This is a genomic window from Pseudomonas sp. DF11, assembly GCF_058148565.1.
In genome coordinates, this window is record NZ_JBYVYN010000011.1 from 130337 (window position 1) to 153142 (window position 22806).

Here is a 22806-nt window from a genome sequence, read left to right on the forward strand (position 1 = left end):
CTTGCATTACTAATTGTCCGGGCTTGCAAACATAGACTCGGGCTTTTCGCAAAAGTTCTCCCCCTTTCAAGCAAGTTTCCGGCGCGCTCTGATCTCGGCACGCACGAAAAACGCAGCAGGAGATTCCCCGGCTGCGCGAATAATCTGTCACCGGGCCTGTTGGCAGAGATTCCAATCGAAATCTTGCACCAACCCGACGCTGCTCCCTTTTGCAGACAACCGTCTATTGAACGTAGGCGGTTGGCAAAAGTTCCCACTATTTATAGCGTTGTGCACTGAATATCAGGCAACCGTGACGAGATAAACGGTGTTCTGTCCTCGAAACGGCGGCCTCATCGACCTTGCACCAAAACCGGCAATCCGACGAAACGTGTCGCTTTTCTGTCACGCTGGTTTCACATTGCCATGAATGCCCGGCTATTGTGCCGATCCCCCCCTCTATATACTAGTGGGCTGCGTGGCTGCCTGACCCGTTGAAGCGGTGTCTTGCGCCAACCCCGACCCGGGTCGCCTTGAGCGGAAACCATTCGAATGAGCCAACAGTTTCAACACGATGTTCTGGTAATCGGCAGCGGAGCCGCCGGATTGAGCCTTGCCCTGACCTTGCCTGCACATTTGCGCATTGCAGTACTGAGCAAGGGCGACCTGGCCAACGGTTCGACCTTCTGGGCCCAGGGCGGCGTCGCAGCCGTGCTGGACGATACCGACACCATCGAATCCCATGTCGAGGATACCCTCAACGCCGGCGGTGGCCTTTGCAATCGGCAAGCGGTGCGTTTCACCGTGGAACACAGCAGGGAAGCCATCCAGTGGCTGATCGACCAGGGTGTACCGTTTACCCGTGACGAACAATCGGGCACCGAAGACGGCGGCTTCGAGTTCCACCTGACGCGCGAAGGCGGGCATAGCCACCGGCGCATCATTCACGCGGCTGATGCCACCGGCGCGGCGATTTTCAAGACCCTGCTGGCCAAGGCTCGGCAACGGCCGAATATCGAATTGCTGGAGCAGCGCGTCGCGATCGACCTGATCACTGAAAAACGCCTGGGCCTGGATGGTGATCGCTGCCTGGGCGCCTATGTGCTCAATCGCGGCACCGGCGAAGTCGACACCTACGGCGCGCGCTTCGTCATCCTGGCGTCCGGTGGGGCGGCGAAAGTCTACCTTTATACCAGCAACCCCGACGGTGCCTGCGGCGATGGCATCGCCATGGCCTGGCGTTCGGGTTGCCGAGTGGCGAACCTGGAGTTCAACCAGTTCCACCCCACTTGCCTCTATCACCCGTTGGCCAAGAGTTTCCTGGTGACCGAGGCCCTGCGTGGCGAAGGCGCACACTTGAAACTTCCCAACGGCGAACGCTTCATGCAGCGCTTCGATCCGCGCGCCGAGCTGGCGCCAAGGGACATCGTCGCTCGAGCCATCGACCATGAAATGAAGCGCCTGGGTATCGATTGCGTTTACCTGGACATCAGCCACAAGCCCGAAGCCTTTATCAAGAGCCACTTCCCGACGGTATACGAGCGCTGCCTGGAATTTTCCATCGACATCACCAAGCAACCGATCCCGGTGGTGCCGGCGGCGCATTACACCTGCGGTGGCGTGATGGTCGATCAACGGGGGCGTACCGACGTGCCGGGTCTGTATGCCATCGGCGAAACCAGCTTCACCGGCCTGCACGGCGCCAACCGCATGGCCAGCAACTCACTGCTGGAGTGTTTCGTCTATGCCCGCTCGGCGGCGGCAGATATCCTGGAACAATTACCGCAGATCGCCATTCCAGCCGCCCTGCCCTCATGGGACGCCAGCCAGGTCACCGACTCGGACGAAGACGTGATCATCGCCCACAACTGGGACGAACTACGGCGTTTCATGTGGGACTATGTTGGCATCGTGCGCACCAACAAGCGCCTGCAACGGGCGCAGCACCGGGTGCGCTTGCTGCTGGATGAGATCGACGAGTTCTACAGCAACTATAAAGTCAGCCGCGACTTGATCGAGCTGCGCAACCTGGCCCAGGTGGCCGAACTGATGATTCGCTCGGCCATGGAGCGCAAGGAAAGCCGGGGGCTGCATTACACCCTCGACTACCCGAACCTGCTGCCCGAGGCACGGGACACTATCCTGGTGCCGCCCACCTACGCCGACTGAACCTGAGCCGCACGCGCAGGCGCCGATGGATATCCGGCGCCAGCGCGTCGCGCGGTACGCACAACGACCGGACCCGCCGCTCACCCTGCAAGCGAAAACGCAGCACGATGATCATCGGCAGCGCCAGGCTATCGGGGCGCAGTTGCGCCGCCCGCCACCCATCGGCGCGACTCCAGAGCTGCCAGCCAGCGGCATTACGACGCAACCCGCAAAAGGCCCGGCGATGGGTCAGCAACAAATGTCGGGGAATCACCCAGGCGCCATGGGCCAGGCACAATACAACGCCAAGCGCTGCGAACCCGGACGGGACCGACAACAGGAACAACGACCCCAGGGCGAACACCTGGGCCAGCAGATAGGCCGCCAGCAGTTGCCCGGAGGCCTGCCAGCGGCATTCGAAGCGATTACTTGGGCTGGACACGGTCCAGAATCATCCGGACCATGCGCTGCAACTCAGGGTCTTCGGATTCGCTGCGCTCCATGAACCAGCCGAACATGTCCTGATCCTCGCATTCGAGCAGGCGGACATAGCAGGCACGATCCACTTCATTGAGATGGGGATAAACCTCTTTCACGAACGGCACCAGCAACACATCCAGTTCCAGCATGCCGCGGCGGCTGTGCCAGTAGAGGCGATTGAGTTCAACATCTTCGACCATGGAGCGCTCCTCAAATAGTGCGCAAGTATACAGGCCCCGCCGCACTGGAACAGACGGCTTTGGTCGGGCACCACCGATCCTTTGTGAACTACCCATTTCAAGGGCGTCCCCTTATGATGTCTACCAGACTTTTTACCCTGCGATGACCCATGGCTGATTCCGCTTTTTTCTGCACCCTGTCCCACGAAGGCGTTCTCGCGGTCCGCGGCGTGGACGCCGGCAAATTCCTGCAAGGCCAATTGACCTGCAACCTCGACTACCTGAGCGACAGCCGGGCCAGCCTCGGCGCCCGCTGCACCCAGAAAGGCCGGATGCAATCGAGCTTCCGTATCCTGCTCGAAGGCGACGGCGTGTTGATGGCCATGGCCAGCGAATTGCTCGAACCGCAACTGGCCGACCTGAAAAAATATGCCGTGTTCTCCAAATCCAAGCTCACCGACGAAAGCGCAGCCTGGGTTCGCTTCGGCCTGGAAAACGCCGACAAGACGCTGGCCGACCTGGGCCTCGAATTGCCGAGCGAGACCGACAGCGTGGCACGCCACGAAGCCTTGATCGCCATCCGCGTCTCTCCCGGCCGCACCGAACTATGGGCCCCTGCCGAACAGGCACAGACGCTGCAAACCCGCCTGCGGGCAGAACTGACCGAGGCAGACCTGAACCAGTGGCTGCTGGGGCAGATCCGTGCCGGGATCGGCCAGGTCATGCCGGCCACCCGCGAACTGTTCATCCCACAGATGCTCAACCTGCAAGCCGTCGGTGGCGTCAGTTTCAAGAAAGGTTGCTACACCGGCCAGGAAATCGTCGCCCGCATGCAATACCTGGGCAAGCTCAAGCGGCGCCTGTATCGCCTGCAACTGGACGCCAGCCAATTACCGGAACCCGGTACCGCGCTATTCTCCCCCACGCACGGCAGTTCCATCGGCGAAGTGGTGATTGCCGCCCGCAGCGAGGGAAACATTGAACTGCTGGCGGTATTACAGGCCGAAGCAGCAGAAGACGACAATTTGCACCTCGGTACCTTGGAAGGCCCACGCCTCCAAATGTTGGACCTGCCTTACGAACTGGACCGCGACCGCGAAATCCAGCGCTGATCGCAGCATTTGCCGCAATACCCTAGAGAACCGAAATGAGCGATTTGGCGGATAAGGTCCAACGGGATTTGGTGCAGGCCATCGATAACGATGACTTGGTTCTGCCAACATTACCGGAAGTGGCCCTGCAGATTCGCCGGGCCGCCGAAGACCCGGAAATCAGCGTCAGCAACCTGAGCAAAGTGATCGGCCGCGATACAGCTCTCTCGGCACGCCTGATAAAAGTGGTCAACAGTCCACTGCTACGCGCGACCCAGGAAGTCACGGACCTGCACACGGCCATCACTCGACTGGGCGTCAACTACAGCAGCAACCTGGCCATCGGCCTGGTCATGGAGCAGATTTTCCACGCCCGCTCCGAAGTGGTGGAACTGAAGATGCGCGAAGTCTGGCGTAAAAGCCTGGAGATCGCGGGCGTCTGCTATGCCCTGTGTCGCGGTTATACCCAACTCAAGCCCGATCAGGCCGCGCTGGGTGGGCTGGTGCACCAGATCGGCGTGCTGCCGATCCTGACGTATGCCCAAGACAACAATGAATTGCTGTCGGACCCGGTCAGCCTCAACCACGTCATCGAAACGATTCACCCGGTGCTGGGAGACAAACTCCTCAGCGTCTGGGAGTTTCCGGAACGGTTGGTGAAGCTCCCAGGGTTGTATCTGGACTTCACCCGGGACTCGAAGCACATCGATTACGTCGACCTCGTGCAGGTTGCTGCGCTGTATTGCTACAAGGACACCGACCATCCCCTCAGCCATGTCGACCTGTTCTCGGTCCCGGCTTTCAGGAAGCTGGGCATCGACCTGGACAACAAGGCCCGTTGCGCGGATATCGAGGAAGCGCGGTCGATGTTCTATTAAGCAGGTCGGACACCTACGAACTCGTAGTCAGGCCTGAATCTGTGACCTGTGGCAACAGGATTTGTGGGAGCAAAGCTTGCTCGCGAAACAGGCGCCTCGTATAAAGACCATGTCGCCATCATCGCGGGCAAGCCTTGCTCCCACAGGATCAGTCTGAGCCAGGGATGAAACTGACCCGCACCTTCAAGCCACGCTCTTGTCCGTCGTGCAGGGTGATCTGCGCCAGGTGCGCGCGGCAGATTTCGCCGACGATCGCCAATCCCAGCCCGGAACCGGCCACTTGCTGGTTGCGCCGATAGAAGCGCTCGAACACCCGGTCCCGCTCATGCAGCGGAATACCGGGCCCATCGTCTTCGACTTCCAGCACCGCCGGTGCGGTGACCCGCAAGATCACGTTGCCGCCGGAGGGGGTGTGGGCCAGGGCGTTGTCCACCAGGTTGCTCAGCAGCTCATTGAGCAGGGTCGGCTCGCCTCGCAGCCATACCGGCTCATCGGCTTCCAGGGCCAGTGCCACGCCCCGGGCATGGGCCAGCGGGGCCATGGCCATGCCCAATTCCCGGGCCAGTTGGCTCAGGTCCAGCAACTGCGCGCCGCCTTCGGCAATGGCTCGGGCGCCGTTTTCCACGCGAGCCAGGGACAGCAGTTGGTTGGCCAGATGGGTCAGCCGGTCGGTGCCTTGGGCGGCCGTTTCCAGGGTCTCGCGCCAGGTCGCCGGTTCGCTGGCACGCAAACCCAGCTCAAGACGTGCCTTGAGTGCGGCCAAGGGCGTGCGCAGCTCATGGGCGGCATCGGCGATGAACTGCGCCTGCCGCTCGAATTGCCCGCGCAGACGCTCGGTGAAATGATTGAGCGCCCGCACCAGTGGCCATAATTCGTGCTGCACTTCCACCAGCGGCAACGGCCGCAAATCGTCCGGCTGGCGCTCCTCCACCGCCGTGCGCAAGCGCTCCAGAGGGCGCAACGCTGCACTGACCGCGAACCACACCAACAGCAGCGCGCCCACGGCCAGCATGCCCAAGCGCAACAGCGTGTCGGCCATCAGGCTGCGAGCCATGCTGACCCGGGCCTCTTCAGTCTCCGCCACGCGAATTTCCGCCATGCCGTTCATGTTCGGCTCGCTCACCGCCTTGAGCAGGCTCACCACCCGCACGGTCTGCCCCTGGTATTGGGCGTTATAGAAGCGTGCCAGGGCCGGGTAATCGTCTGTGCGGGGCGTCCCGGGTGGCGGACCGGGGAGGTTTTCGTAGCCGGAAATCAACTTCTTGTCGATGTCATTGACCTGGTAATAAATGCGCCCGGCGCTGTCGTAGGCGAAGGTATCCAGGGCCACGTAGGGCACATCCGCGCTGAGGCTGCCATCGCGCTGGGAAAGGCCCGCGGCGATGGTCCGGGCCGAGGCCAGCAGGGTCCGGTCATAGGCGGTGTCTGCCGCTTCGCGACCGTTCCAGTAGGCACTCAAGCCGCTGGCGAGCATCAACACCACCAGCAGCAATGCCAGGTTCCAGAGCAGCCGCCAGCGCAGGCTGTCGGGCTTATGCATTGCGGTTTTCCAGCAGGTAGCCCAGGCCGCGGAACGTCACGATCGCCACCGCGTGACCATCGAGTTTCTTGCGCAGGCGATGCACGTAGATTTCGATGGCGTCGGGGCTGGCCTCTTCGTCCAGGCCGAACACCTGGGCCGCCAGTTGCTCCTTGCTCATCACCCGTCCTGGCCGGGCGATCAATGCCTCCAGCACGGCTTGCTCGCGAGATGTCAGAGTCAACAATTCATCGTCGAGGGTGAAGCGGCGAGTGTCCAGGTCATAGATCAGCCCACCACAGCGCTGCTGGCGTTCGCCGCCCAGTACGCTACGGCGCAACAGCGCCTTGACCCGGGCCTCCAGTTCAGTGAGTTCGAAGGGCTTGGCCAGGTAATCGTCGGCGCCGAGGTTCAGGCCATGGACGCGGTCCTTGACGTCGCTGCGGGCGGTCAGCATCAGTACCGGCAAGGTCTTGCCGCGGGCGCGCAGACGCGCCAGTACCTCGAAACCGTCCATGCGTGGCAGCCCGACATCAAGGACCGCCACGGCGTACTCCTCGCTGCTCAGAGCCAGGTCGGCCGCGACGCCGTCGTGCAGCACGTCCACGGTCAAACCGGTGCTCTTGAGCGCCTGGGCAACGCTTTCGGCGAGCTGCAGATGGTCTTCGACGAGCAGAACACGCATGGGTTATTCCTCGATTCAGGGATGGCCAGCGCCATTCTTTGGCGCGGAGTTTACAGCCGCATCCGTCACTGTGAAGCCAAAAAACACGTTGAAAGCTTTTGAAAGGTTAGCGAAAGGTTGAGGAGCTAGAGTCCTTTCACGGTTAGTTTCGACTAGCCGCCGCGACGTCCTATCGCGAACGAAAAACGCCTCGAAGTGTTTTCGCCCCATAAGAACAATAAAAGCGGAGTATTGACCATGCAGTCCATGCAGCTCCAGGCCCCCGTGCCCACTTGCCCTTCTCGCTTCAATCAGGCCGTCCCGGCCGTACAGTTCAATGACATTGCCCTGAGCGATAACCGTCCCGTGCCGACATACAGTGCCCAAGACTTCGGCATGCCTGCGTTAGCAAGGCGGGGTTGCCCGAACCGTCACCTGTAATGGACTTTTTGTCGCCCTCATCAAGAGCCGGCGACACCTGATGCCGCACCACACACAACAACAATTTCTGTGGAGACAACAATGAACCTATCACTGCGTAAAGTCGCCCTGGCCGCCGGATGCCTGATGTTCGCCGGGCAGTTGCTCGCCGCCGATCCATCCAAAGAACCCAAGCGCCCCGAGTGCATCGCCCCGGCCTCCCCTGGCGGCGGTTTCGACCTGACGTGCAAGCTGGCACAAAGCGCACTGGTCAACCAGAAGCTGCTGACCAAGCCAATGCGCGTCACCTACATGCCCGGCGGTGTCGGCGCGGTGGCCTACAACGCAGTAGTCGCCCAACGCCCGGCCGACGCCGGCACGCTGGTGGCCTGGTCCAGCGGTTCGTTGTTGAACCTGGCCCAGGGCAAGTTCGGTCGTTTCGATGAAAGCGCGGTGCGCTGGCTGGCGGCCGTGGGCACCAGCTATGGCGCCATCGCCGTGAAAAGCGATTCGCCCTACAAGAACCTCGACGATCTGGTACAGGCCCTGAAGAAAGATCCAGGCTCGGTAGTGATCGGTTCCGGCGGCACGGTGGGCAGCCAGGACTGGATGCAGACCGCCCTCATCGCCAAGGCCGCCGGCATCAACCCGCGTGACCTGCGTTACGTGGCCCTCGAAGGCGGCGGCGAGATCGCCACCGCGCTGCTCGGTGGACACATCCAGGTCGGCAGTACGGATATTTCCGACTCCATGCCGCACATCCAGAGCGGCGACATGCGCCTGCTGGCGGTGTTCGCCGAGAAACGCATCGACGAGCCGGAAATGAAAGACATTCCGACCGCCAAGGAACAAGGCTACGACATCGTCTGGCCGGTGGTTCGCGGGTTCTACCTGGGGCCAAAGGTCAGCGACGAAGACTACGCCTGGTGGAAAGACACCTTCGACAAACTGCTGGCTTCGGAAGAGTTCGCCAAGTTGCGCGACCAGCGCGAGCTGTTCCCGTTTGCCATGACCGGCCCGGAACTGGACACCTACGTGAAGAAGCAAGTGGCTGATTACAAGGTGCTGGCCAAAGAGTTCGGCCTGATCCAGTAACCGTCTCTGTTCTCGCGGCGGCGCTGGCAGTGTCGGCGCCGCCCAGGAGTTAGTCATGCTCACCATCCAACGTATTTTTGCCGCGGCGCTGCTACTGGTCTGTATCGGCCTGGCACTGATGGCCTGGCCCTATCAGGCCGCCTTTTCCTACGAACCGGTCGGCCCGCGTGCCTTCCCCTTGCTGATGCTCGGGCTGATGGGGCTGGCATTGCTGTACATGCTGTTTCGCCCTACGCCCATCGTGCACAGCGAGGAAGATCCGCACCTGGACCGCGAAACCTTGCAGAAGATCGGCATCTGTGTGGCGCTGCTACTGGTCTTCGCCGGGACCTTCGAACCCTTGGGCTTCATTCTCGCCAGCATCCTGATCGGCGTGCCGATGGCGCGCCTGTATGGCGGTCGCTGGGTACCGAGCGTGGTGATTATCAGCCTGATGGCCATCGGTCTTTATCTGTTGTTCGACAAGCTGATGGACGTGCCGCTGCCCCTGGGCCTGCTCGACGTCCTGGAGAATTGATATGGATACCCTGAATTATCTCGGCCAGGGTTTTGGCGTTGCACTGACCCCCTACAACCTCGTCACGGCACTGACCGGCACCTTGATCGGCACCGTGGTCGGCCTGCTGCCGGGCCTGGGCCCGATCAACGGCGTGGCGCTGCTGATCCCGATTGCCTTTGCCCTGGGCCTGCCGCCGGAATCGGCGCTGATCCTGCTGGCAGCGGTGTACCTGGGTTGCGAATACGGCGGACGCATCAGCTCGATCCTGCTCAACATCCCCGGTGAAGCTTCCACCGTGATGACCACCCTCGACGGCTACCCGATGGCCCGTCAAGGCCTGGCCGGGGTGGCGTTGTCGCTGTCGGCGTGGAGTTCGTTCATCGGCGCGTTCATCGCCACCTGCGGCATGGTGCTGTTCGCACCGCTGCTGGCCAAATGGGCGATTGCCTTCGGGCCTGCGGAATATTTCGTCCTGATGGTGTTCGCCATTGTCTGCCTCGGCGGCATGGCCGGCGACCGACCGCTCAAGACGTTCATCGCGGCGCTGATCGGCCTGTTCCTGTCCAGCGTCGGGATCGATGCCAACAGCGGTGTGTACCGTTTCACCGGTGACAACATCCACTTGACCGACGGCATTCAGTTCGTCGTGCTGGTGCTGGGCCTGTTCTCCATCAGCGAAATCCTGTTGCTGCTGGAAAAAACCCATCGCGGCCAGGAAGCGGTGAAAGCCACCGGGCGGATGATGTTCAACTTCAAGGAAGCGGCGTCGGTCTTTACGGTGAACCTGCGCTGCGGCGTACTCGGTTTCATCATGGGCGTGCTGCCGGGTGCCGGTGCGACCCTGGCCAGTGCCGTGGCCTACATGACCGAGAAACGCATCGCCGGTACCAGTGGCACGTTCGGCCAGGGTGACAAGCGCGGCCTCGCCGCCCCGGAAACCGCCATCGGCGGCGCGGCCTGCGGTGCACTGGTGCCGATGCTGACCCTCGGCGTACCCGGCTCGGGCACCACGGCGGTGATGATCGGCGCGCTGTCGCTGTACAACATCACCCCCGGTCCCCTGCTGTTCCAGCAGCAACCGGACATCGTCTGGGGCCTGATCGCTTCGTTGTTCATCGCCAACATCATGCTGGTGATCCTCAATATCCCGATGATCCGCATCTTCACCCGCATCCTGGCCGTGCCGAACTGGGCATTGGTGCCGGTCATCGCAATCATCACCGGGATTGGCGTCTATGCGGTGCATGCCACCACGTTCGACCTGTTCCTGATGATCGGCATCGGCATCTTCGGTTACATCCTGCGCAAGTTGGACTTCCCGCTGTCGCCTGTGCTGCTGGGCTTCATCCTCGGTGGCCTGATGGAGCAAAACCTGCGGCGTGCGCTGTCGATTTCCAACGGTGCGCTGGAGATCCTCTGGTCGAGCCCGATCACCTTCGGCTGCTGGGTGCTGACAGCGATCATGTTGTTCATGCCACTGCTGCGGATCTGGCGTCGCCGCGCCGCACAACGTCGCGCCCTGGCCAATGTCTGAAGCGACCTTCAGACAATGGTGGGGAACACCGCTGGTCGGTCTGGCCGGCGGTTACCTGGCCAGCCTGATCGGCTGGCCTTTGCCGTGGATGGTCGGCTCGTTGCTGGCGATCATCCTGGTGCGCTGCCTGACGCCGTGGCAACTGATGGAAATCCCCGGCGGTCGTAAATGCGGCCAATGGGTGGTGGGCATCGGTATCGGCCTGCACTTCACTCCGCTGGTGATGGAGCAGGTCCTGAGCCATTTCGGCCTGATCTTCTTCGGCGCGCTGATCACCAGCGTGTCCAGCGTGGTGAGCGTGTGGCTGATGCGTCGTACCGGTGAAGACCGCGCCACCGCTTTTTTCTCCAGCATGCCGGGCGGTTCCGGCGAAATGGTCAACCTCGGAGCCCGCAACGGTGCGGATCTCAGCCGTGTTGCGGCGGGCCAGAGTTTGCGGGTGCTGGTGGTGGTGCTGTGCGTGCCGGCAGCCTTCAAGTATCTGTTGGGCGAAGGCGAGCCAGTGCAACACGCTACGACGGTGGACTGGCTGTGGCTGGCGATCCTGTTCCCGGCGGGTGCCCTGCTCGCCTGGGTCTGGGAGCGCTTGCGCCAGCCCAATCCCTGGTTGTTCGGGCCGTTGCTCGTGAGTGCAGCGGTCAGCATCGGTTGGGACCTGCACATTGGCCTGCCCAATGGCGCCAGCCAGGTCGGCCAGTGGCTGATCGGCAGCGGGTTGGGTTGTCATTTCAACCGGCAGTTCTTTCGTCGGGCACCGTCGTTCATGGGGCGTACCCTGGTCGGCACGGTATTGACGATGCTGATCGCCACCCTGGCGGCCTTGGGCCTGAGTACCCTGACCCACCTGGATCTGCGTTCGTTGACGCTGGGCATGATGCCCGGTGGCATTGCGGAAATGAGCCTGACGGCCGAGACGTTGCAACTGTCGGTGCCATTGGTGACGGCGTTGCAGGTGATGCGGTTGCTGTTCGTGCTGTTTCTGGCGGAGCCGTTGTTCAGGTATTGGATGCGCAAGCCGGGTGCGGATCTATAGACCGAGTCGCCTTCATCGCGAGCAGGCTCGCTCCCACAGGGGATTTGCGGCGCATGAAAATCTGGTAACCACTGAAGATCAATGAGGGAGCGAGCTTGCTCGCGAAGGCACCGGCACATTCAACACCGCCGCCGCTGGTCCACCGCTTTCGCGAGCAAGCCCGCCCCCACAGGGGATTTGCGGCGTACAAAAATCGGGTGGCCACTGACGATCAATGTGGGGGCGAGTTTGCTCGCGATGGGCCAGCCCGACTAGCGTATCAAACCGGCGGCAATCGCCAGTCGATCGGCTTCTCACCCTGCTGCTGGAGAAACTTGTTGGTCCGGCTGAAATGCCCACAGCCGATGAAGCCTCGGTGGGCCGACAGCGGCGACGGGTGGACCGAGGTCAACACCAGATGCTTGGTCGCATCGATCAACTTCTGCTTGCTCTGGGCATGGGCACCCCACAACAGGAACACCAAGTGCGGCTGGTGTTCGCTGACGACTTCAATGATTCTGTCGGTAAAGTGCTGCCAACCTTTTTTGGCATGGGCGTTGGCATTGGCGCGCTCAACGGTCAGGGTCGTGTTGAGCAGCAACACCCCCTGGTCGGCCCAGCTTTGCAGGTAGCCGTGATTCGGAATGTCGATGTTCAGATCGCGCTTCAATTCCTTGTAGATGTTCACCAGCGATGGCGGGGTCGGCACGCCCGGTTGCACCGAGAAGCACAAGCCATGGGCCTGGCCCGGGCCGTGGTACGGGTCCTGGCCGAGAATCACCACCTTGACCTTATCCAGCGGCGTGGAGTTGAGGGCATTGAAAATCAACGATGCCGGTGGATAAATCTCCTTGCCGGCGGCGTATTCCCGACGCAGGAATTCGCGCAACTCTGCCATGTAGGGCTGGTCGAACTCGGCACGCAGTGCCTGCTTCCAGCTCGGTTCGAGTTTGATACGGTCGTCAGCAGTCATGGTTGCATCCGGTAAAAAACAATGGGCGCACCCTAGGAAAGCCTACATGGCTTGTCAATTGATCTGACGCAGAACCGGCACTTTCCTACGCAGCAGTCATACTGAACATTCAATTTTCTGATCGAGGTCACGATGAATCTGCACTTCGAAGAACTTACCGGCATCGACGGTGCCCGCGTCGGCATCGCTACGCTGGATGCTGAAAAATCACTGAACGCTCTTTCGCTGCCGATGATCAATGCCCTGCGTGATCGTCTCGATGCCTGGGCCAGAGAACCGCAAATCGTTTGTGTGTTATTGCGCGGCAATGGTGCCAAGGCATTTTGCGCTGGCGGTGAAGTACGCAGCCTGGTGGAAGCCTGCCGTGCCCATCCCGGCGAAGTGCCGCCACTGGCTGCGCAATTCTTCGCGGCGGAATACCGCTTGGACTTCAACCTGCACACCTACCCGAAACCTTTGCTGTGTTGGGGCCACGGTTATGTGCTGGGCGGTGGCATGGGCCTGTTGCAAGGCGCGAGTACCCGGATCGTCACACCGAGCAGTCGCCTGGCCATGCCGGAGATCAGCATCGGCCTGTACCCGGATGTCGGCGCCAGCTGGTTCTTGTCGCGCCTGCCCGGCAAGCTCGGGCTGTTTCTCGGCCTGACCGGCGCCCACATGAATGCCCGGGATGCCATCGACCTGGGCCTGGCCGATCGCTTCCTGCTGGATGAACAACAGGACGACCTGATCGAAGGCCTGCTGCAACTCAATTGGCAGGAGCAGACCGAGATGCAGCTCAACAGTCTGCTCAAGGCCCTGCAGCAGGAAGCGGTTAGCCAGTTGCCTGAAGCCCAGTGGCTGCCGCGTCGGCAGAAAATCGATGAATGGCTGGATGTCAGCGATGTGCGCTGCGCCTGGAAAGCCCTCAGCCTGCTGGTGGACCATCCGGATCCGTTGATCGCCCGGGCGGCCCAGACCATGACCCAAGGCTCACCGCTGACCGCTCATCTGGTCTGGGAACAGATCGCCCGGGCCCGGCATTTGTCCTTGGCCGGGGTGTTCAGGATGGAGTACACCCTGAGTCTCAACTGCTGCCGTCATCCGGAGTTCAGCGAAGGTGTGCGGGCGCGGCTGATCGACAAGGATCACAAACCCCATTGGCACTGGCCGGACATCAATCATGTACCCGAAGCGGCGGTCGAGGCGCATTTCCACAAGGCGTGGGAAGGGCGGCATCCGTTGGCGGATTTGTCCAACGAGTAAAGCCCCTGGATGACACTCAGTGGGAGTGATCTGTGGGAGCAAAGCTTGCTCGCGATAGCGGTATGTCAGTCACAGAGAGGCTGACTGACCCTATGTCATCGCGAGCAAGCTTTGCTCCCACAAAAGTTATCTCACCGGATTTATGACAGGCACAAAAAAAGCGGCGCTCAATGCGCCGCTTCTTGTTGCCCAAGGATCAGCGGTGGCCGCCCCGTCCATCGTGATCGCCGCGTCCCCGATGATCACGCCCGCCTCGACCGCCGCCTCGGTCGTCATTCCAGCCACCCCGGTTGTAGCCGTCCCAGCCACCCCGATTCGGATAAGACCGGTACGCCGCTCGCGGTGGCGAGTAGTAGCGCGGCCCTGGTTGGTAGTAGCGCGGCGCCGAGTAATAGCGCGGTGCTGGTTGGTAATACCGCGGGGCGTAATAACCACGCGGCGCCGAATAATAACTCCCGCCACCGTAACCGTAATAGACCGGTGCCGGAGAGGTGTAGACCTCGGAACGGTAGTAGCTCGTGTCTCCGTCGTAGTAAGGCACGCATGCCGAAAGAGTCAAACCGAGAAACGCAATGAGCAGCAGTCGTCGATACATGGCGGCCTCCTGGACCGCGGATGGGCCACATCAGCGACGCTGATGGGCGGCAGTCAACTTTGTGTGACTGACGAATATTCAGACAGCAAATTCGGAATCTGGTGCGATGCGGCAACAACTAGAAACATGTCGTTCGTCGCCCTCTTCCGGTGCGCGATGGCACCACAAGCAAGCACAAATCCGCCCTCAATCACCTCTCTCCAACAGTTGCCCTCTCTGGCCCGGGCCTTTGCCCGAATTGGCACGGCTCTCGCTTTAACAAACGGTGTGCAGGAGTCATCACAGGTTCGCGGCACCACAATTTGCAATGGCTGACTAGGGTTCCGGCTCGCCTCTGGCGAGTGGCTGGTCCGAGAGTTGGCGACCTCCAGTTGAGGTTACACGGCGGGACAAAAGCCCGGGAGACAAGCCACCGTTCGCGGTGCCGCGTTGCTCCTGTCCGCCCTTGATCAACTGGAGAACCACCATGTTCAAGCTTCGTCTGTCCGCCCTGCTCCTCGCCGTACTCTCGGCCCTCATGAGCTTCTCGTCCGCCGCCGCACAAAAAGACCACTTCAGCGTCTGCTGGACCATTTACGCCGGCTGGATGCCCTGGGAATACGCCGGCAGCCAAGGCATTGTCGACAAGTGGGCGAAAAAGTACGGCATCAAGATCGACGTCGTGCAGCTCAACGATTACGTCGAATCCATCAACCAGTACACCGCCGGTCAGTTCGACGGCTGCACCATGACCAACATGGACGCCCTGACCATTCCCGCCGCCGGTGGCGTGGACAGCACCGCGCTGATCGTCAGCGACTTCTCCAACGGCAACGACGGCATCGTCCTCAAGGGCGCGGGCAAGAAAGTCGCTGACCTCAAGGGCATGGACGTCAATCTGGTGGAACTGTCGGTCTCCCACTACCTGCTGGCCCGCGCCCTGGATTCGGTCGGTCTCACCGAGAAAGACCTGAAAGTCGTCAACACGTCCGACGCCGATATTTCCGCCGCCTTCAACACCGACCAAGTCAAGGCCGTCACCACCTGGAACCCGATGCTCTCGGACATCAAGGCCCAGCCCGGCGTGAGCGAAGTGTTCAATTCCAGCCAAGTGCCCGGCGAGATCATGGACATGATGGTGGTCAACACCCAGACCCTGCAGGACAACCCGGCCCTGGGCAAGGCGTTGACCGGTGCCTGGTTTGAAGTGGTGGCCCTGATGAACGCGAAAAACGCCGCGAGCAAGGCAGCACTGGAGCACATGGCCAAGGCCTCGGGCACCGACCTGGCCGGGTTCCAATCGCAACTGGACACCACCAAGCTGTTCGCCACACCCAAGGAGGCCCTGAGCTTCGCCACCAGCGAACAACTACCCGCCACCATGGGCAAGGTGGCCGCGTTCTCGTTCCAGCACGGCTTGCTGGGCGAAGGTGCCAAAAATACCGACGCGGTCGGCATGGCATTCGCCAATGGCGTGACCCGCGGTGACAAGGCCAACCTCAAGCTGCGCTTTGATCCGACCTACGTGCAGTTGGCCGCCGACGCCAAGCTGTAACTGGAGGAGCTGGCATGCGCCTGATCAACCGCTACCCGGATCGTCCCAGCCGCTTGCTACTGGTGATCCTGCCCTTCGCGCTGGTGTTGCTCGCCTACTTCCTGGGCTCGGCCGAACGGTTGACGGATAACCCCAACGACAAGCTACTGCCCAGCGCCGTGCAAATGGCCGATGCGGTGAAACGCCTGGCCTTCACCGCCGACGCCCGCAGTGGCGATTACCTGCTCTGGCAAGACACCGCGTCGAGCCTGCGGCGGTTGGCCATCGGCCTGGGCATCAGCGCCCTGGCCGGACTGTGCCTGGGCATCGCCGCCGGCACGTTGCCGCTGTTGGGCGCGCCGTTATCGCCGCTGCTCACCGTGGTGTCGATGGTGCCGCCACTGGCGATCCTGCCAATCCTGTTCATCGTCTTCGGATTGGGGGAATTATCGAAAGTCATGCTGATCGTGATTGGCATCACGCCGTGCCTGGCCCGGGACCTGGAACAGCGCGCCCGGGAAATTCCGCCCGAGCTGCTGATCAAGGCCCAGACCCTCGGTGCTTCGACCTGGACCCTGATGCTGCGGGTGGTGCTACCGCAGTTGCTGCCGCGCCTGTTGATTTCCCTGCGGCTGATGCTCGGTTCGGCCTGGCTGTTTCTGATCGCCGCCGAAGCCATCGCCTCCACCGATGGCTTGGGCTATCGGATTTTCCTGGTGCGACGTTACCTGGCGATGGACGTGATCTTGCCGTACGTGGTGTGGATCACCCTGCTCGCCTGGCTGATGGACTGGGGGCTCAAGCGCCTGACCCGGCAAGCGTTCCCCTGGTATGAGGGGGCGAAGGCATGAGTTTCATCACAGTAAACAATGTCTGGCAACAGTACGCCGATCAGGTAGTGCTCGAACGCTTGAACCTGAGGGTCGCCGAGGGTGAGTTCTGCACACTCGTGGGCGCGTCCGGTTGCGGCAAATCGACCTTCCTGCGCTTGCTGCTGGGCCAGGAACGCGCCAGTCGCGGGCAGATTCTGTTGGACGGAGAACCCTTGGCCGGTGAACCGGATGCCAGCCGGGGCGTGGTGTTCCAACGCTACTCGGTGTTCCCGCATCTGACCGTGCTGGACAACGTAGTCCTGGGCCTGGAACTGCCGCGCTCGGCGCTGCTGGGACGGCTGTTCGGCAACGCCAAGCGCCAAGCCCGTGAAGAGGCCGCGCAACTGCTGGAAAAGGTCGGCCTCGGCCACGCGCTGCACAAATACCCGGCGCAGTTGTCCGGCGGCATGCAACAACGGCTGGCCATTGCCCAGGCGCTGATCATGAAGCCCCGGGTGTTGCTGCTGGACGAGCCCTTCGGCGCCCTCGACCCGGGCATCCGCAAAGACATGCACGCCCTGTTGCTGGAGCTGTGGCGCGAGACCCGACTGACGGTGTTCATGGTCACCCATGACCTGTCCGAAGGTTTCAGCCTCGGCACGCGCCTGCTGGTGTTCGACAAAGTCCGTGTCGACCCGCACGCCCCCGGCGCCTATGGCGCACGCATCACCTACGACATACCACTCAACAGCGACCGCCGCTGCGCCCGGGCCGCCGTCGACGCCCTGCCCGCCGAACTGGCCGGCACATTGCGTATCGCTTGAAAGGAGTTTTGCCATGACCGATTCAATCTCTATGTTCCCCCCCTTTGCCGAAGAACTGCTGCCCGGTGGCGGCCACCGTTCCTTCGTGCTCAAGCGCGGCCAACTGCTGCGCCTGACCGATCTGCGCGGCGGAGCCAACGTGAGCCTGACGCTGCTCAATGCCAACGAAAAAACCGAACGCCTGAACCTGCCCGACAGCCTCAAATGCCAACACACCGCCAAGCTCACCGCCGGCCATTGCCTGTACTCGGACATGGGCCGGGTACTGGCGGCCATCACCGCCGACACCTGCGGCTGGAGCGATAGCCTGGGCGGCGTGCTCTGCGCCGAGGAAGTCGCCGAAAAATACGGTCAGGGCCGCTACCAGGAACTGCGCAACGGCTTCTTTCGCAACGGCACCGACAACCTGCTAGTGGAATTGGGCAAATGGGGGCTGGGCCTGTCCGACCTGCTGATGACCCTCAATCTGTTCAGCCGGGTCGATGTCGATGAGGCCGGAGGCTTTCATTTCGTTGAAGGCAACTCCCAGGCCGGCGACTACATCGAGCTATACGCGCCGATGGACACCCTGGTGGTGTTGACCGCGCTGCAACATCCGATGGACCCGAATCCGCAATACGCCCCGCAACCGCTCAAACTCAGCTGGATGAACGCTGACCCCAGCGTCGCCGAGCACTGCCGCCAGTCGCGCCCGGAAAACCAGCGCGGCTTTATCAACACCGACCGCCTGTTCGCCTGAGGATCGCTGCCATGTCACTCGCCATCGCCACCGTACAAAAGCAGCCTGAAAGCGCTATCTACCGCGCCACCATTCCCGCCGGGGAGCCCTGGCTGACGGAAGTCAAGAAGGGCCAGACCTTGCGCATCCTCGACCTGGAAGGCAACCAGGCAGTCGATACACTGTTCTACAGCCTGGCCAACCCCAAGGAGCGCTATGACGTACAGCGCACCCTGCGCCGACAAAACAGCGTTTACCTGACTACGGGCAGCGTCCTGTACTCCAACCTTGGCCAGCCGATGCTGACCATCGTCGAAGACACTTGCGGACGCCACGACACCCTCGGCGGCGCCTGCGCCCAGGAAAGCAACACCGTGCGCTACGCCCTGGAAAAACGCTACATGCACAGCTGCCGCGACAACTACCTGCGGGCCTGCGCCCACGACGGGCGCCTGGGCAAGGGCGACATCGGGCCGAACATCAACTTCTTCATGAACGTGCCGGTCACCGCCGACGGCGGCCTGACCTTCGAAGACGGCATCTCGGCACCGGGCAAATACGTCGACCTGCGGGCCGAGATGGATGTGATCGTCCTGATCTCCAACTGCCCGCAATTGAACAACCCTTGCAACGCCTACAACCCCACGCCCGCGGAGCTTTTGATATGGAACTGAAACTCAGCCGATTGCGGCGCTGGCTGTTTGTGTTGTGCCAGAGCCGGTCGGGGCAGTGCATTAAATAAACACAGATTTTATGTACACCACCAATCCCCTGTGGGAGCGAGCCTGCTCGCGATAGCGATCTGTCAGTCACATTGATGTTGGATGTACCACCACTATCGCGAGCAGGCTCGCTCCCACAAGGGGTGCAGTGGTGTTTGGAAGTTTGCCACCAGGGACGACCCCGGCGGCCATCGAAAACTGCGGGACGGCCCGCATCCCAGTTCAGGCAGCGCTCATGCCTGAGGGGGCAATGCCATGTTCGAAAAAATCCTCATCGCCAACCGTGGCGCCATCGCCTGCCGCATCCTGCGGACCTTGCGCGAGCTGAAAGTCGAAGGCGTCGCGGTGTATTCCCAGGCCGACGCCGCCAGCTTGCATATCCTCCAGGCCGATGAAGCCCACTGCCTGGGCGAAGGCGCGGCGGCCGCTACTTACCTGGCGGTGGACAAGCTCCTGGCGATCGCCAAAAGCAGCGGCGCAACGGCGATTCACCCCGGCTACGGTTTCCTCTCGGAAAACGCCGCCTTCGCCGAAGCCTGCGAGGCTGCCGGAATCGCCTTCATCGGTCCGACGCCAGAGCAACTGCGGGTATTCGGCCTCAAGCACACCGCCCGCGACCTGGCCCGCCGCCATGGCGTGCCGTTGCTCGAAGGCACCGAACTGCTCGACAGCCTCGACGCCGCGCTGGTGGCTGGGGAACAGGTCGGCTATCCAGTGATGCTCAAAAGCACCGCCGGCGGCGGTGGTATCGGTATGCGCGTGTGTCGCACTGCCGGCGAGCTGAGCGAATCCTTCGAAGCCGTGAAGCGCCTGGGCCAGAACAACTTCAGCGACGCCGGGGTGTTCATCGAAAAATACATCGAACGCGCCCGGCACCTGGAAGTGCAGGTGTTCGGCGACGGCCAGGGCCAGGTGATCGCCCTGGGCGTGCGCGACTGTTCGGTGCAGCGGCGCAACCAGAAAGTCCTCGAGGAAACGCCAGCGCCGAACCTGCCCGAGGGCATGGCCGACGAGCTCTGCGCAGCGGCGATCCAACTGGCCAAGGCCGTGAACTACCGCAGCGCCGGCACCGTGGAGTTCGTGTTCGACAGCGATGCCGGGCGCTTCTATTTCCTGGAGGTGAACACCCGCCTGCAAGTGGAGCACGGCGTCACCGAGCAGGTGTGGGGCGTAGACCTGGTGCGCTGGATGGTGCAACTGGCGGCCGGTGATCTGCCGCCACTGAGCGAATTGAGCCAGGGTCTGAAGGCCGAGGGCCACGCGATCCAGGCGCGGTTGTATGCCGAAGATCCGGGCCGGGATTTCCAGCCAAGCCCGGGGCTGCTGACCGCTGTGAAGTTCCCCCAGGCCGACGGCAAACAACTGCGCATCGACACTTGGGTCGAGGCCGGGTGCCAGATCCCACCCTACTTCGACCCGATGATCGCCAAGGTCATTCGCTGGGCACCGACCCGCGAGCAGGCGCGCCTGGGCCTCCATCAAGCGCTGGACGAAAGCCTGCTGTACGGCGTGGAAACCAACCGCCAATACCTGCAACAGATTCTCCTCGACGCGCCGTTCGCCAGCGGCCAGCCCTGGACGCGTTGCCTGGAAGCGTTGGTCTATCGCGCCAATACCGTTGAAGTCCTCAGCCCCGGCACCCAGACCAGCGTCCAGGACTATCCTGGCCGGCTCGGTTATTGGGCGGTGGGGGTACCGCCGTCAGGACCGATGGACAGCCGTTCGCTGCGCCTGGGCAATCGCCTGCTGGGCAACGAAGACGGGGCAGCGGCATTGGAAATCACCATGAACGGGCCGCTGCTGCGTTTCAACTGCGCTGCCCGGGTGGCGGTGACTGGTGCGGCGATTGCCCTCACACTCGACGGTGAAGCCGTGCCGATGAACACTCCGTTGTCGATTGGTGCCGGTGCCACCCTCGCAATCGGCAACATCTCTGGCGCCGGGGCGCGCAGCTACCTGTGCCTGCAAGGCGGCGTGCAAGTGCCGGATTACCTGGGCAGTAAGAGCACCTTCACCCTCGGCCAGTTTGGCGGCCACGGCGGACGAGCGCTGTGCACCGGCGACGTGCTGCACCTGGCGCCGCTGGATGAGCACTCGACCTTGCCGCCAACGAGCGCGCCGCTGCTGGACTTGCCGAGCGTGCGGCAGATCCGCGTGATCTACGGCCCGCACGGCGCGCCCGAATACTTCACCGAGCGCTACATCCAGACCTTCTTCGACACGGCCTGGGAAGTGCATTTCAACTCCAGCCGCACCGGTGTCCGCCTGATCGGGCCGAAACCCGAATGGGTACGCGTCGACGGTGGCGAGGCCGGGCTGCATCCTTCCAACATCCATGACAACCCCTATGCCATCGGGGCCGTGGACTTCACCGGCGACATGCCCGTCATCCTCGGCCCCGACGGCCCGAGCCTGGGGGGGTTCGTCTGCCCGGTGACGGTGATCGAGGCCGACCTCTGGCAATTGGGGCAACTCAAGGCGGGGGACAAGGTGCGGTTCGTGCCGGTGGACCTGAAGACCGCCCGCTCACTGGCCTTGGAATGGGATCGATGTGGGAGCGAGCCTGCTCGCGATGAAGTTGATGCGGTATCTGATATGGCCCCATCGCGAGCAGGCTCGCTCCCACAGGGGATGGGCTCGCCTGTGGTATTGGATATTGGGCGAGACGATACCCGCCTCGTGGCGAGATTAGCCGGCGACACCCATCTGCTGCTGGAAATCGGCGCCCCCGAACTGGACCTGGCACTGCGCTTTCGCGGCCACGCCTTGATGCAGGCTTTGGAACACAAGCAATTGCCCGGCGTGATCGACCTCACGCCGGGCATTCGCTCATTGCAAGTGCACTACCAACCCGAGCGAATGCCCCTGGCCGATCTGTTGAGCATCATTGTCGGTGAATGGGACGCGGTCTGCGCCGCACAGGACCTGCAAGTACCCTCGCGCATCGTCCACCTGCCATTGTCCTGGGACGATCCGGCCTGCCAACTGGCCATCGAAAAATACATGACCACGGTGCGCAAGGACGCGCCCTGGTGCCCGAGCAACCTGGAGTTCATCCGACGCATCAACGACCTGCCCAACCTCGACGAAGTGCAACGCACCGTGTTCGACGCCAGCTACCTGGTGATGGGCCTGGGGGACGTCTACCTCGGCGCACCGGTCGCCACGCCGCTGGACCCACGTCATCGGCTGGTGACCACCAAATACAACCCGGCCCGGACCTGGACCGCGGAAAACTCGGTGGGCATCGGCGGTGCCTATATGTGCGTGTACGGCATGGAAGGTCCCGGCGGCTATCAGTTCGTCGGCCGCACGTTGCAGATGTGGAATCGTTATCGGGATGTCGCCGCATTCGACGGCAAGCCCTGGCTGCTGCGGTTTTTCGACCAGATCCGCTTCTACCCGGTCAGCGCCGATGAACTGCTGCGCATTCGCCGGGATTTCCCCCTGGGCCGTTTCGACCTGAACATCGAACACAGCCAGCTCAACCTTGCTGACTATCAGCGTTTCCTGATGCAGGAGGCGGACAGCATCGCCGCGTTCCGACAGCAGCAACAACGCGCTTTCGATGCCGAGCGCGAGCGCTGGATCGCCAGTGGCCAGGCGCACTTCGACAGTGAAGAAGCGGCCATCGCGCCAAGCGAAGATTCGCTGCTGAGCGAGAATCAACTGAGCGTCGACAGCCACATCGCCGGCAACCTCTGGCAGGTTCAGGTGGATGTTGGCGCGCGGGTCGCCGCCGGTGATGTGCTGGTGATTCTGGAGTCGATGAAGATGGAAATCCCGTTGCTTGCGCCCTCGGCCGGCGTGGTGCGCGAAGTGCGCGTCCAGCCCGGTTCGGCGGTGCGCGCCGGACAGCGCGTCGTGGTACTGGACCGTGACTGAACTCAATCAAAGGATTAACAC

General features: G+C 62.2%; 20 protein-coding genes and 1 riboswitch. Of the genes, 14 read left to right on the top strand and 6 right to left on the bottom strand.

The window, feature by feature from the left end:
* The first annotated feature begins 531 nt into the window (after positions 1–531).
* The gene (nadB, locus tag AC30D9_RS26190; RefSeq protein ID WP_134923188.1) at positions 532–2148 is read left to right on the top strand and encodes an L-aspartate oxidase; all 1617 of its coding nucleotides are present in this window, start codon (positions 532–534) and stop codon (positions 2146–2148) included.
* Here nadB and AC30D9_RS26195 read toward each other — a convergent pair.
* On the bottom strand, positions 2117–2569 hold the full coding sequence (locus tag AC30D9_RS26195) for a protein YgfX (protein WP_134923187.1): 453 nt from the start codon (positions 2567–2569) through the stop codon (positions 2117–2119). The genes nadB and AC30D9_RS26195 overlap by 32 nt on opposite strands.
* Complete coding sequence (locus AC30D9_RS26200; RefSeq protein ID WP_003184348.1) at positions 2553–2807, bottom strand: FAD assembly factor SdhE; 255 nt, start codon at positions 2805–2807, stop codon at positions 2553–2555. Before AC30D9_RS26200 ends, AC30D9_RS26195 begins: the two co-directional genes overlap by 17 nt.
* Positions 2808–2956: 149 nt before the next feature.
* Here AC30D9_RS26200 and ygfZ point away from each other — a divergent pair, with 149 nt between their 5' ends.
* The gene (gene ygfZ, locus AC30D9_RS26205; RefSeq protein WP_134923186.1) at positions 2957–3898 is read left to right on the top strand and encodes a CAF17-like 4Fe-4S cluster assembly/insertion protein YgfZ; all 942 of its coding nucleotides are present in this window, start codon (positions 2957–2959) and stop codon (positions 3896–3898) included.
* Positions 3899–3933: 35 nt separating this feature from the next.
* The gene (locus tag AC30D9_RS26210) at positions 3934–4755 is read left to right on the top strand and encodes an HDOD domain-containing protein (RefSeq protein ID WP_134923185.1); all 822 of its coding nucleotides are present in this window, start codon (positions 3934–3936) and stop codon (positions 4753–4755) included.
* A 148-nt stretch (positions 4756–4903) separates the two neighbouring features.
* Here the strand turns inward: AC30D9_RS26210 and AC30D9_RS26215 are convergent, their stop codons facing one another.
* Positions 4904–6295 (bottom strand): sensor histidine kinase, encoded by a 1392-nt coding sequence (locus AC30D9_RS26215; RefSeq protein ID WP_109755894.1) that lies wholly within the window; start codon positions 6293–6295, stop codon positions 4904–4906.
* The gene (locus AC30D9_RS26220; protein ID WP_046065134.1) at positions 6288–6959 is read right to left on the bottom strand and encodes a response regulator; all 672 of its coding nucleotides are present in this window, start codon (positions 6957–6959) and stop codon (positions 6288–6290) included. Before AC30D9_RS26220 ends, AC30D9_RS26215 begins: the two co-directional genes overlap by 8 nt.
* A gap of 501 nt (positions 6960–7460) precedes the next feature.
* Between AC30D9_RS26220 and AC30D9_RS26225 the strand changes: the two genes are divergently transcribed.
* Genes AC30D9_RS26225 through AC30D9_RS26240 form a run of 4 tightly spaced genes read left to right on the top strand, consistent with a single transcriptional unit; the run spans position 7461 to position 11519 of the window.
* Positions 7461–8453, top strand: a complete 993-nt coding sequence (locus tag AC30D9_RS26225; protein ID WP_134923184.1) for a Bug family tripartite tricarboxylate transporter substrate binding protein — start codon at positions 7461–7463, stop codon at positions 8451–8453.
* A 55-nt stretch (positions 8454–8508) separates the two neighbouring features.
* Positions 8509–8970, top strand: coding sequence for a tripartite tricarboxylate transporter TctB family protein (locus AC30D9_RS26230; RefSeq protein WP_134923183.1), 462 nt, complete (start codon positions 8509–8511; stop codon positions 8968–8970).
* A 1-nt stretch (position 8971) separates the two neighbouring features.
* Positions 8972–10486, top strand: a complete 1515-nt coding sequence (locus AC30D9_RS26235) for a tripartite tricarboxylate transporter permease (RefSeq protein ID WP_134923182.1) — start codon at positions 8972–8974, stop codon at positions 10484–10486.
* Positions 10479–11519 carry an AbrB family transcriptional regulator gene (locus AC30D9_RS26240; protein ID WP_134923181.1) on the top strand — a complete coding sequence of 347 codons (1041 nt, stop codon included), beginning with the start codon at positions 10479–10481 and terminating at the stop codon, positions 11517–11519. The genes AC30D9_RS26235 and AC30D9_RS26240 overlap by 8 nt, the downstream gene beginning before the upstream one ends.
* A gap of 259 nt (positions 11520–11778) precedes the next feature.
* On the opposite strand, the gene ung is transcribed toward AC30D9_RS26240, so the two are convergent.
* The gene (gene ung / locus AC30D9_RS26245; RefSeq protein WP_109755900.1) at positions 11779–12471 is read right to left on the bottom strand and encodes a uracil-DNA glycosylase; all 693 of its coding nucleotides are present in this window, start codon (positions 12469–12471) and stop codon (positions 11779–11781) included.
* Positions 12472–12603: 132 nt separating this feature from the next.
* Between ung and dspII the strand changes: the two genes are divergently transcribed.
* A complete protein-coding gene (dspII, locus tag AC30D9_RS26250) occupies positions 12604–13716 on the top strand; it encodes an enoyl-CoA hydratase/isomerase DspII (protein ID WP_490145148.1) in 1113 nt (370 codons plus the stop codon).
* A gap of 196 nt (positions 13717–13912) precedes the next feature.
* Here dspII and AC30D9_RS26255 read toward each other — a convergent pair whose 3' ends face one another.
* A complete protein-coding gene (locus AC30D9_RS26255) occupies positions 13913–14311 on the bottom strand; it encodes a hypothetical protein (protein ID WP_134923179.1) in 399 nt (132 codons plus the stop codon).
* 304 nt (positions 14312–14615) lie between these two features.
* A riboswitch (guanidine-I (ykkC/yxkD leader) is annotated at positions 14616–14717 on the top strand.
* 60 nt (positions 14718–14777) lie between these two features.
* Between AC30D9_RS26255 and AC30D9_RS26260 the strand changes: the two genes are divergently transcribed.
* From AC30D9_RS26260 to uca, 6 genes are all read left to right on the top strand, one after another.
* The gene (locus AC30D9_RS26260; RefSeq protein ID WP_134923178.1) at positions 14778–15845 is read left to right on the top strand and encodes a putative urea ABC transporter substrate-binding protein; all 1068 of its coding nucleotides are present in this window, start codon (positions 14778–14780) and stop codon (positions 15843–15845) included.
* 14 nt (positions 15846–15859) lie between these two features.
* The gene (locus AC30D9_RS26265) at positions 15860–16675 is read left to right on the top strand and encodes an ABC transporter permease (protein ID WP_134923177.1); all 816 of its coding nucleotides are present in this window, start codon (positions 15860–15862) and stop codon (positions 16673–16675) included.
* Positions 16672–17460 carry an ABC transporter ATP-binding protein gene (locus tag AC30D9_RS26270; protein ID WP_134923176.1) on the top strand — a complete coding sequence of 263 codons (789 nt, stop codon included), beginning with the start codon at positions 16672–16674 and terminating at the stop codon, positions 17458–17460. Before AC30D9_RS26265 ends, AC30D9_RS26270 begins: the two co-directional genes overlap by 4 nt.
* A gap of 13 nt (positions 17461–17473) precedes the next feature.
* Positions 17474–18199 (top strand): urea amidolyase associated protein UAAP1, encoded by a 726-nt coding sequence (locus AC30D9_RS26275; RefSeq protein ID WP_176688490.1) that lies wholly within the window; start codon positions 17474–17476, stop codon positions 18197–18199.
* Between the two features lie 11 nt (positions 18200–18210).
* Positions 18211–18852: an urea amidolyase associated protein UAAP2 gene (locus tag AC30D9_RS26280; RefSeq protein WP_134923174.1), complete on the top strand. Its 642-nt coding sequence runs from the start codon at positions 18211–18213 to the stop codon at positions 18850–18852.
* Between the two features lie 303 nt (positions 18853–19155).
* Positions 19156–22785 carry an urea carboxylase gene (uca, locus tag AC30D9_RS26285; RefSeq protein ID WP_490145149.1) on the top strand — a complete coding sequence of 1210 codons (3630 nt, stop codon included), beginning with the start codon at positions 19156–19158 and terminating at the stop codon, positions 22783–22785.
* Positions 22786–22806 lie beyond the last annotated feature (21 nt).

Excerpts from the sequence above, each read along its gene's own strand:
- nadB (WP_134923188.1), top strand. The coding sequence starts at position 532 with ATGAGCCAACAGTTTCAACACGATGTTCTGGTAATCGGCAGCGGAGCC.
- AC30D9_RS26200 (WP_003184348.1), bottom strand. The coding sequence starts at position 2,807 with ATGGTCGAAGATGTTGAACTCAATCGCCTCTACTGGCACAGCCGCCGC.
- ygfZ (WP_134923186.1), top strand. The coding sequence starts at position 2,957 with ATGGCTGATTCCGCTTTTTTCTGCACCCTGTCCCACGAAGGCGTTCTC.
- AC30D9_RS26210 (WP_134923185.1), top strand. The coding sequence starts at position 3,934 with ATGAGCGATTTGGCGGATAAGGTCCAACGGGATTTGGTGCAGGCCATC.
- AC30D9_RS26215 (WP_109755894.1), bottom strand. The coding sequence starts at position 6,295 with ATGCATAAGCCCGACAGCCTGCGCTGGCGGCTGCTCTGGAACCTGGCA.
- AC30D9_RS26220 (WP_046065134.1), bottom strand. The coding sequence starts at position 6,959 with ATGCGTGTTCTGCTCGTCGAAGACCATCTGCAGCTCGCCGAAAGCGTT.
- AC30D9_RS26225 (WP_134923184.1), top strand. The coding sequence starts at position 7,461 with ATGAACCTATCACTGCGTAAAGTCGCCCTGGCCGCCGGATGCCTGATG.
- AC30D9_RS26230 (WP_134923183.1), top strand. The coding sequence starts at position 8,509 with ATGCTCACCATCCAACGTATTTTTGCCGCGGCGCTGCTACTGGTCTGT.
- AC30D9_RS26235 (WP_134923182.1), top strand. The coding sequence starts at position 8,972 with ATGGATACCCTGAATTATCTCGGCCAGGGTTTTGGCGTTGCACTGACC.
- AC30D9_RS26240 (WP_134923181.1), top strand. The coding sequence starts at position 10,479 with ATGTCTGAAGCGACCTTCAGACAATGGTGGGGAACACCGCTGGTCGGT.
- ung (WP_109755900.1), bottom strand. The coding sequence starts at position 12,471 with ATGACTGCTGACGACCGTATCAAACTCGAACCGAGCTGGAAGCAGGCA.
- dspII (WP_490145148.1), top strand. The coding sequence starts at position 12,604 with ATGAATCTGCACTTCGAAGAACTTACCGGCATCGACGGTGCCCGCGTC.
- AC30D9_RS26255 (WP_134923179.1), bottom strand. The coding sequence starts at position 14,311 with ATGTATCGACGACTGCTGCTCATTGCGTTTCTCGGTTTGACTCTTTCG.
- AC30D9_RS26260 (WP_134923178.1), top strand. The coding sequence starts at position 14,778 with ATGTTCAAGCTTCGTCTGTCCGCCCTGCTCCTCGCCGTACTCTCGGCC.
- AC30D9_RS26265 (WP_134923177.1), top strand. The coding sequence starts at position 15,860 with ATGCGCCTGATCAACCGCTACCCGGATCGTCCCAGCCGCTTGCTACTG.
- AC30D9_RS26270 (WP_134923176.1), top strand. The coding sequence starts at position 16,672 with ATGAGTTTCATCACAGTAAACAATGTCTGGCAACAGTACGCCGATCAG.
- AC30D9_RS26275 (WP_176688490.1), top strand. The coding sequence starts at position 17,474 with ATGACCGATTCAATCTCTATGTTCCCCCCCTTTGCCGAAGAACTGCTG.
- AC30D9_RS26280 (WP_134923174.1), top strand. The coding sequence starts at position 18,211 with ATGTCACTCGCCATCGCCACCGTACAAAAGCAGCCTGAAAGCGCTATC.
- uca (WP_490145149.1), top strand. The coding sequence starts at position 19,156 with ATGTTCGAAAAAATCCTCATCGCCAACCGTGGCGCCATCGCCTGCCGC.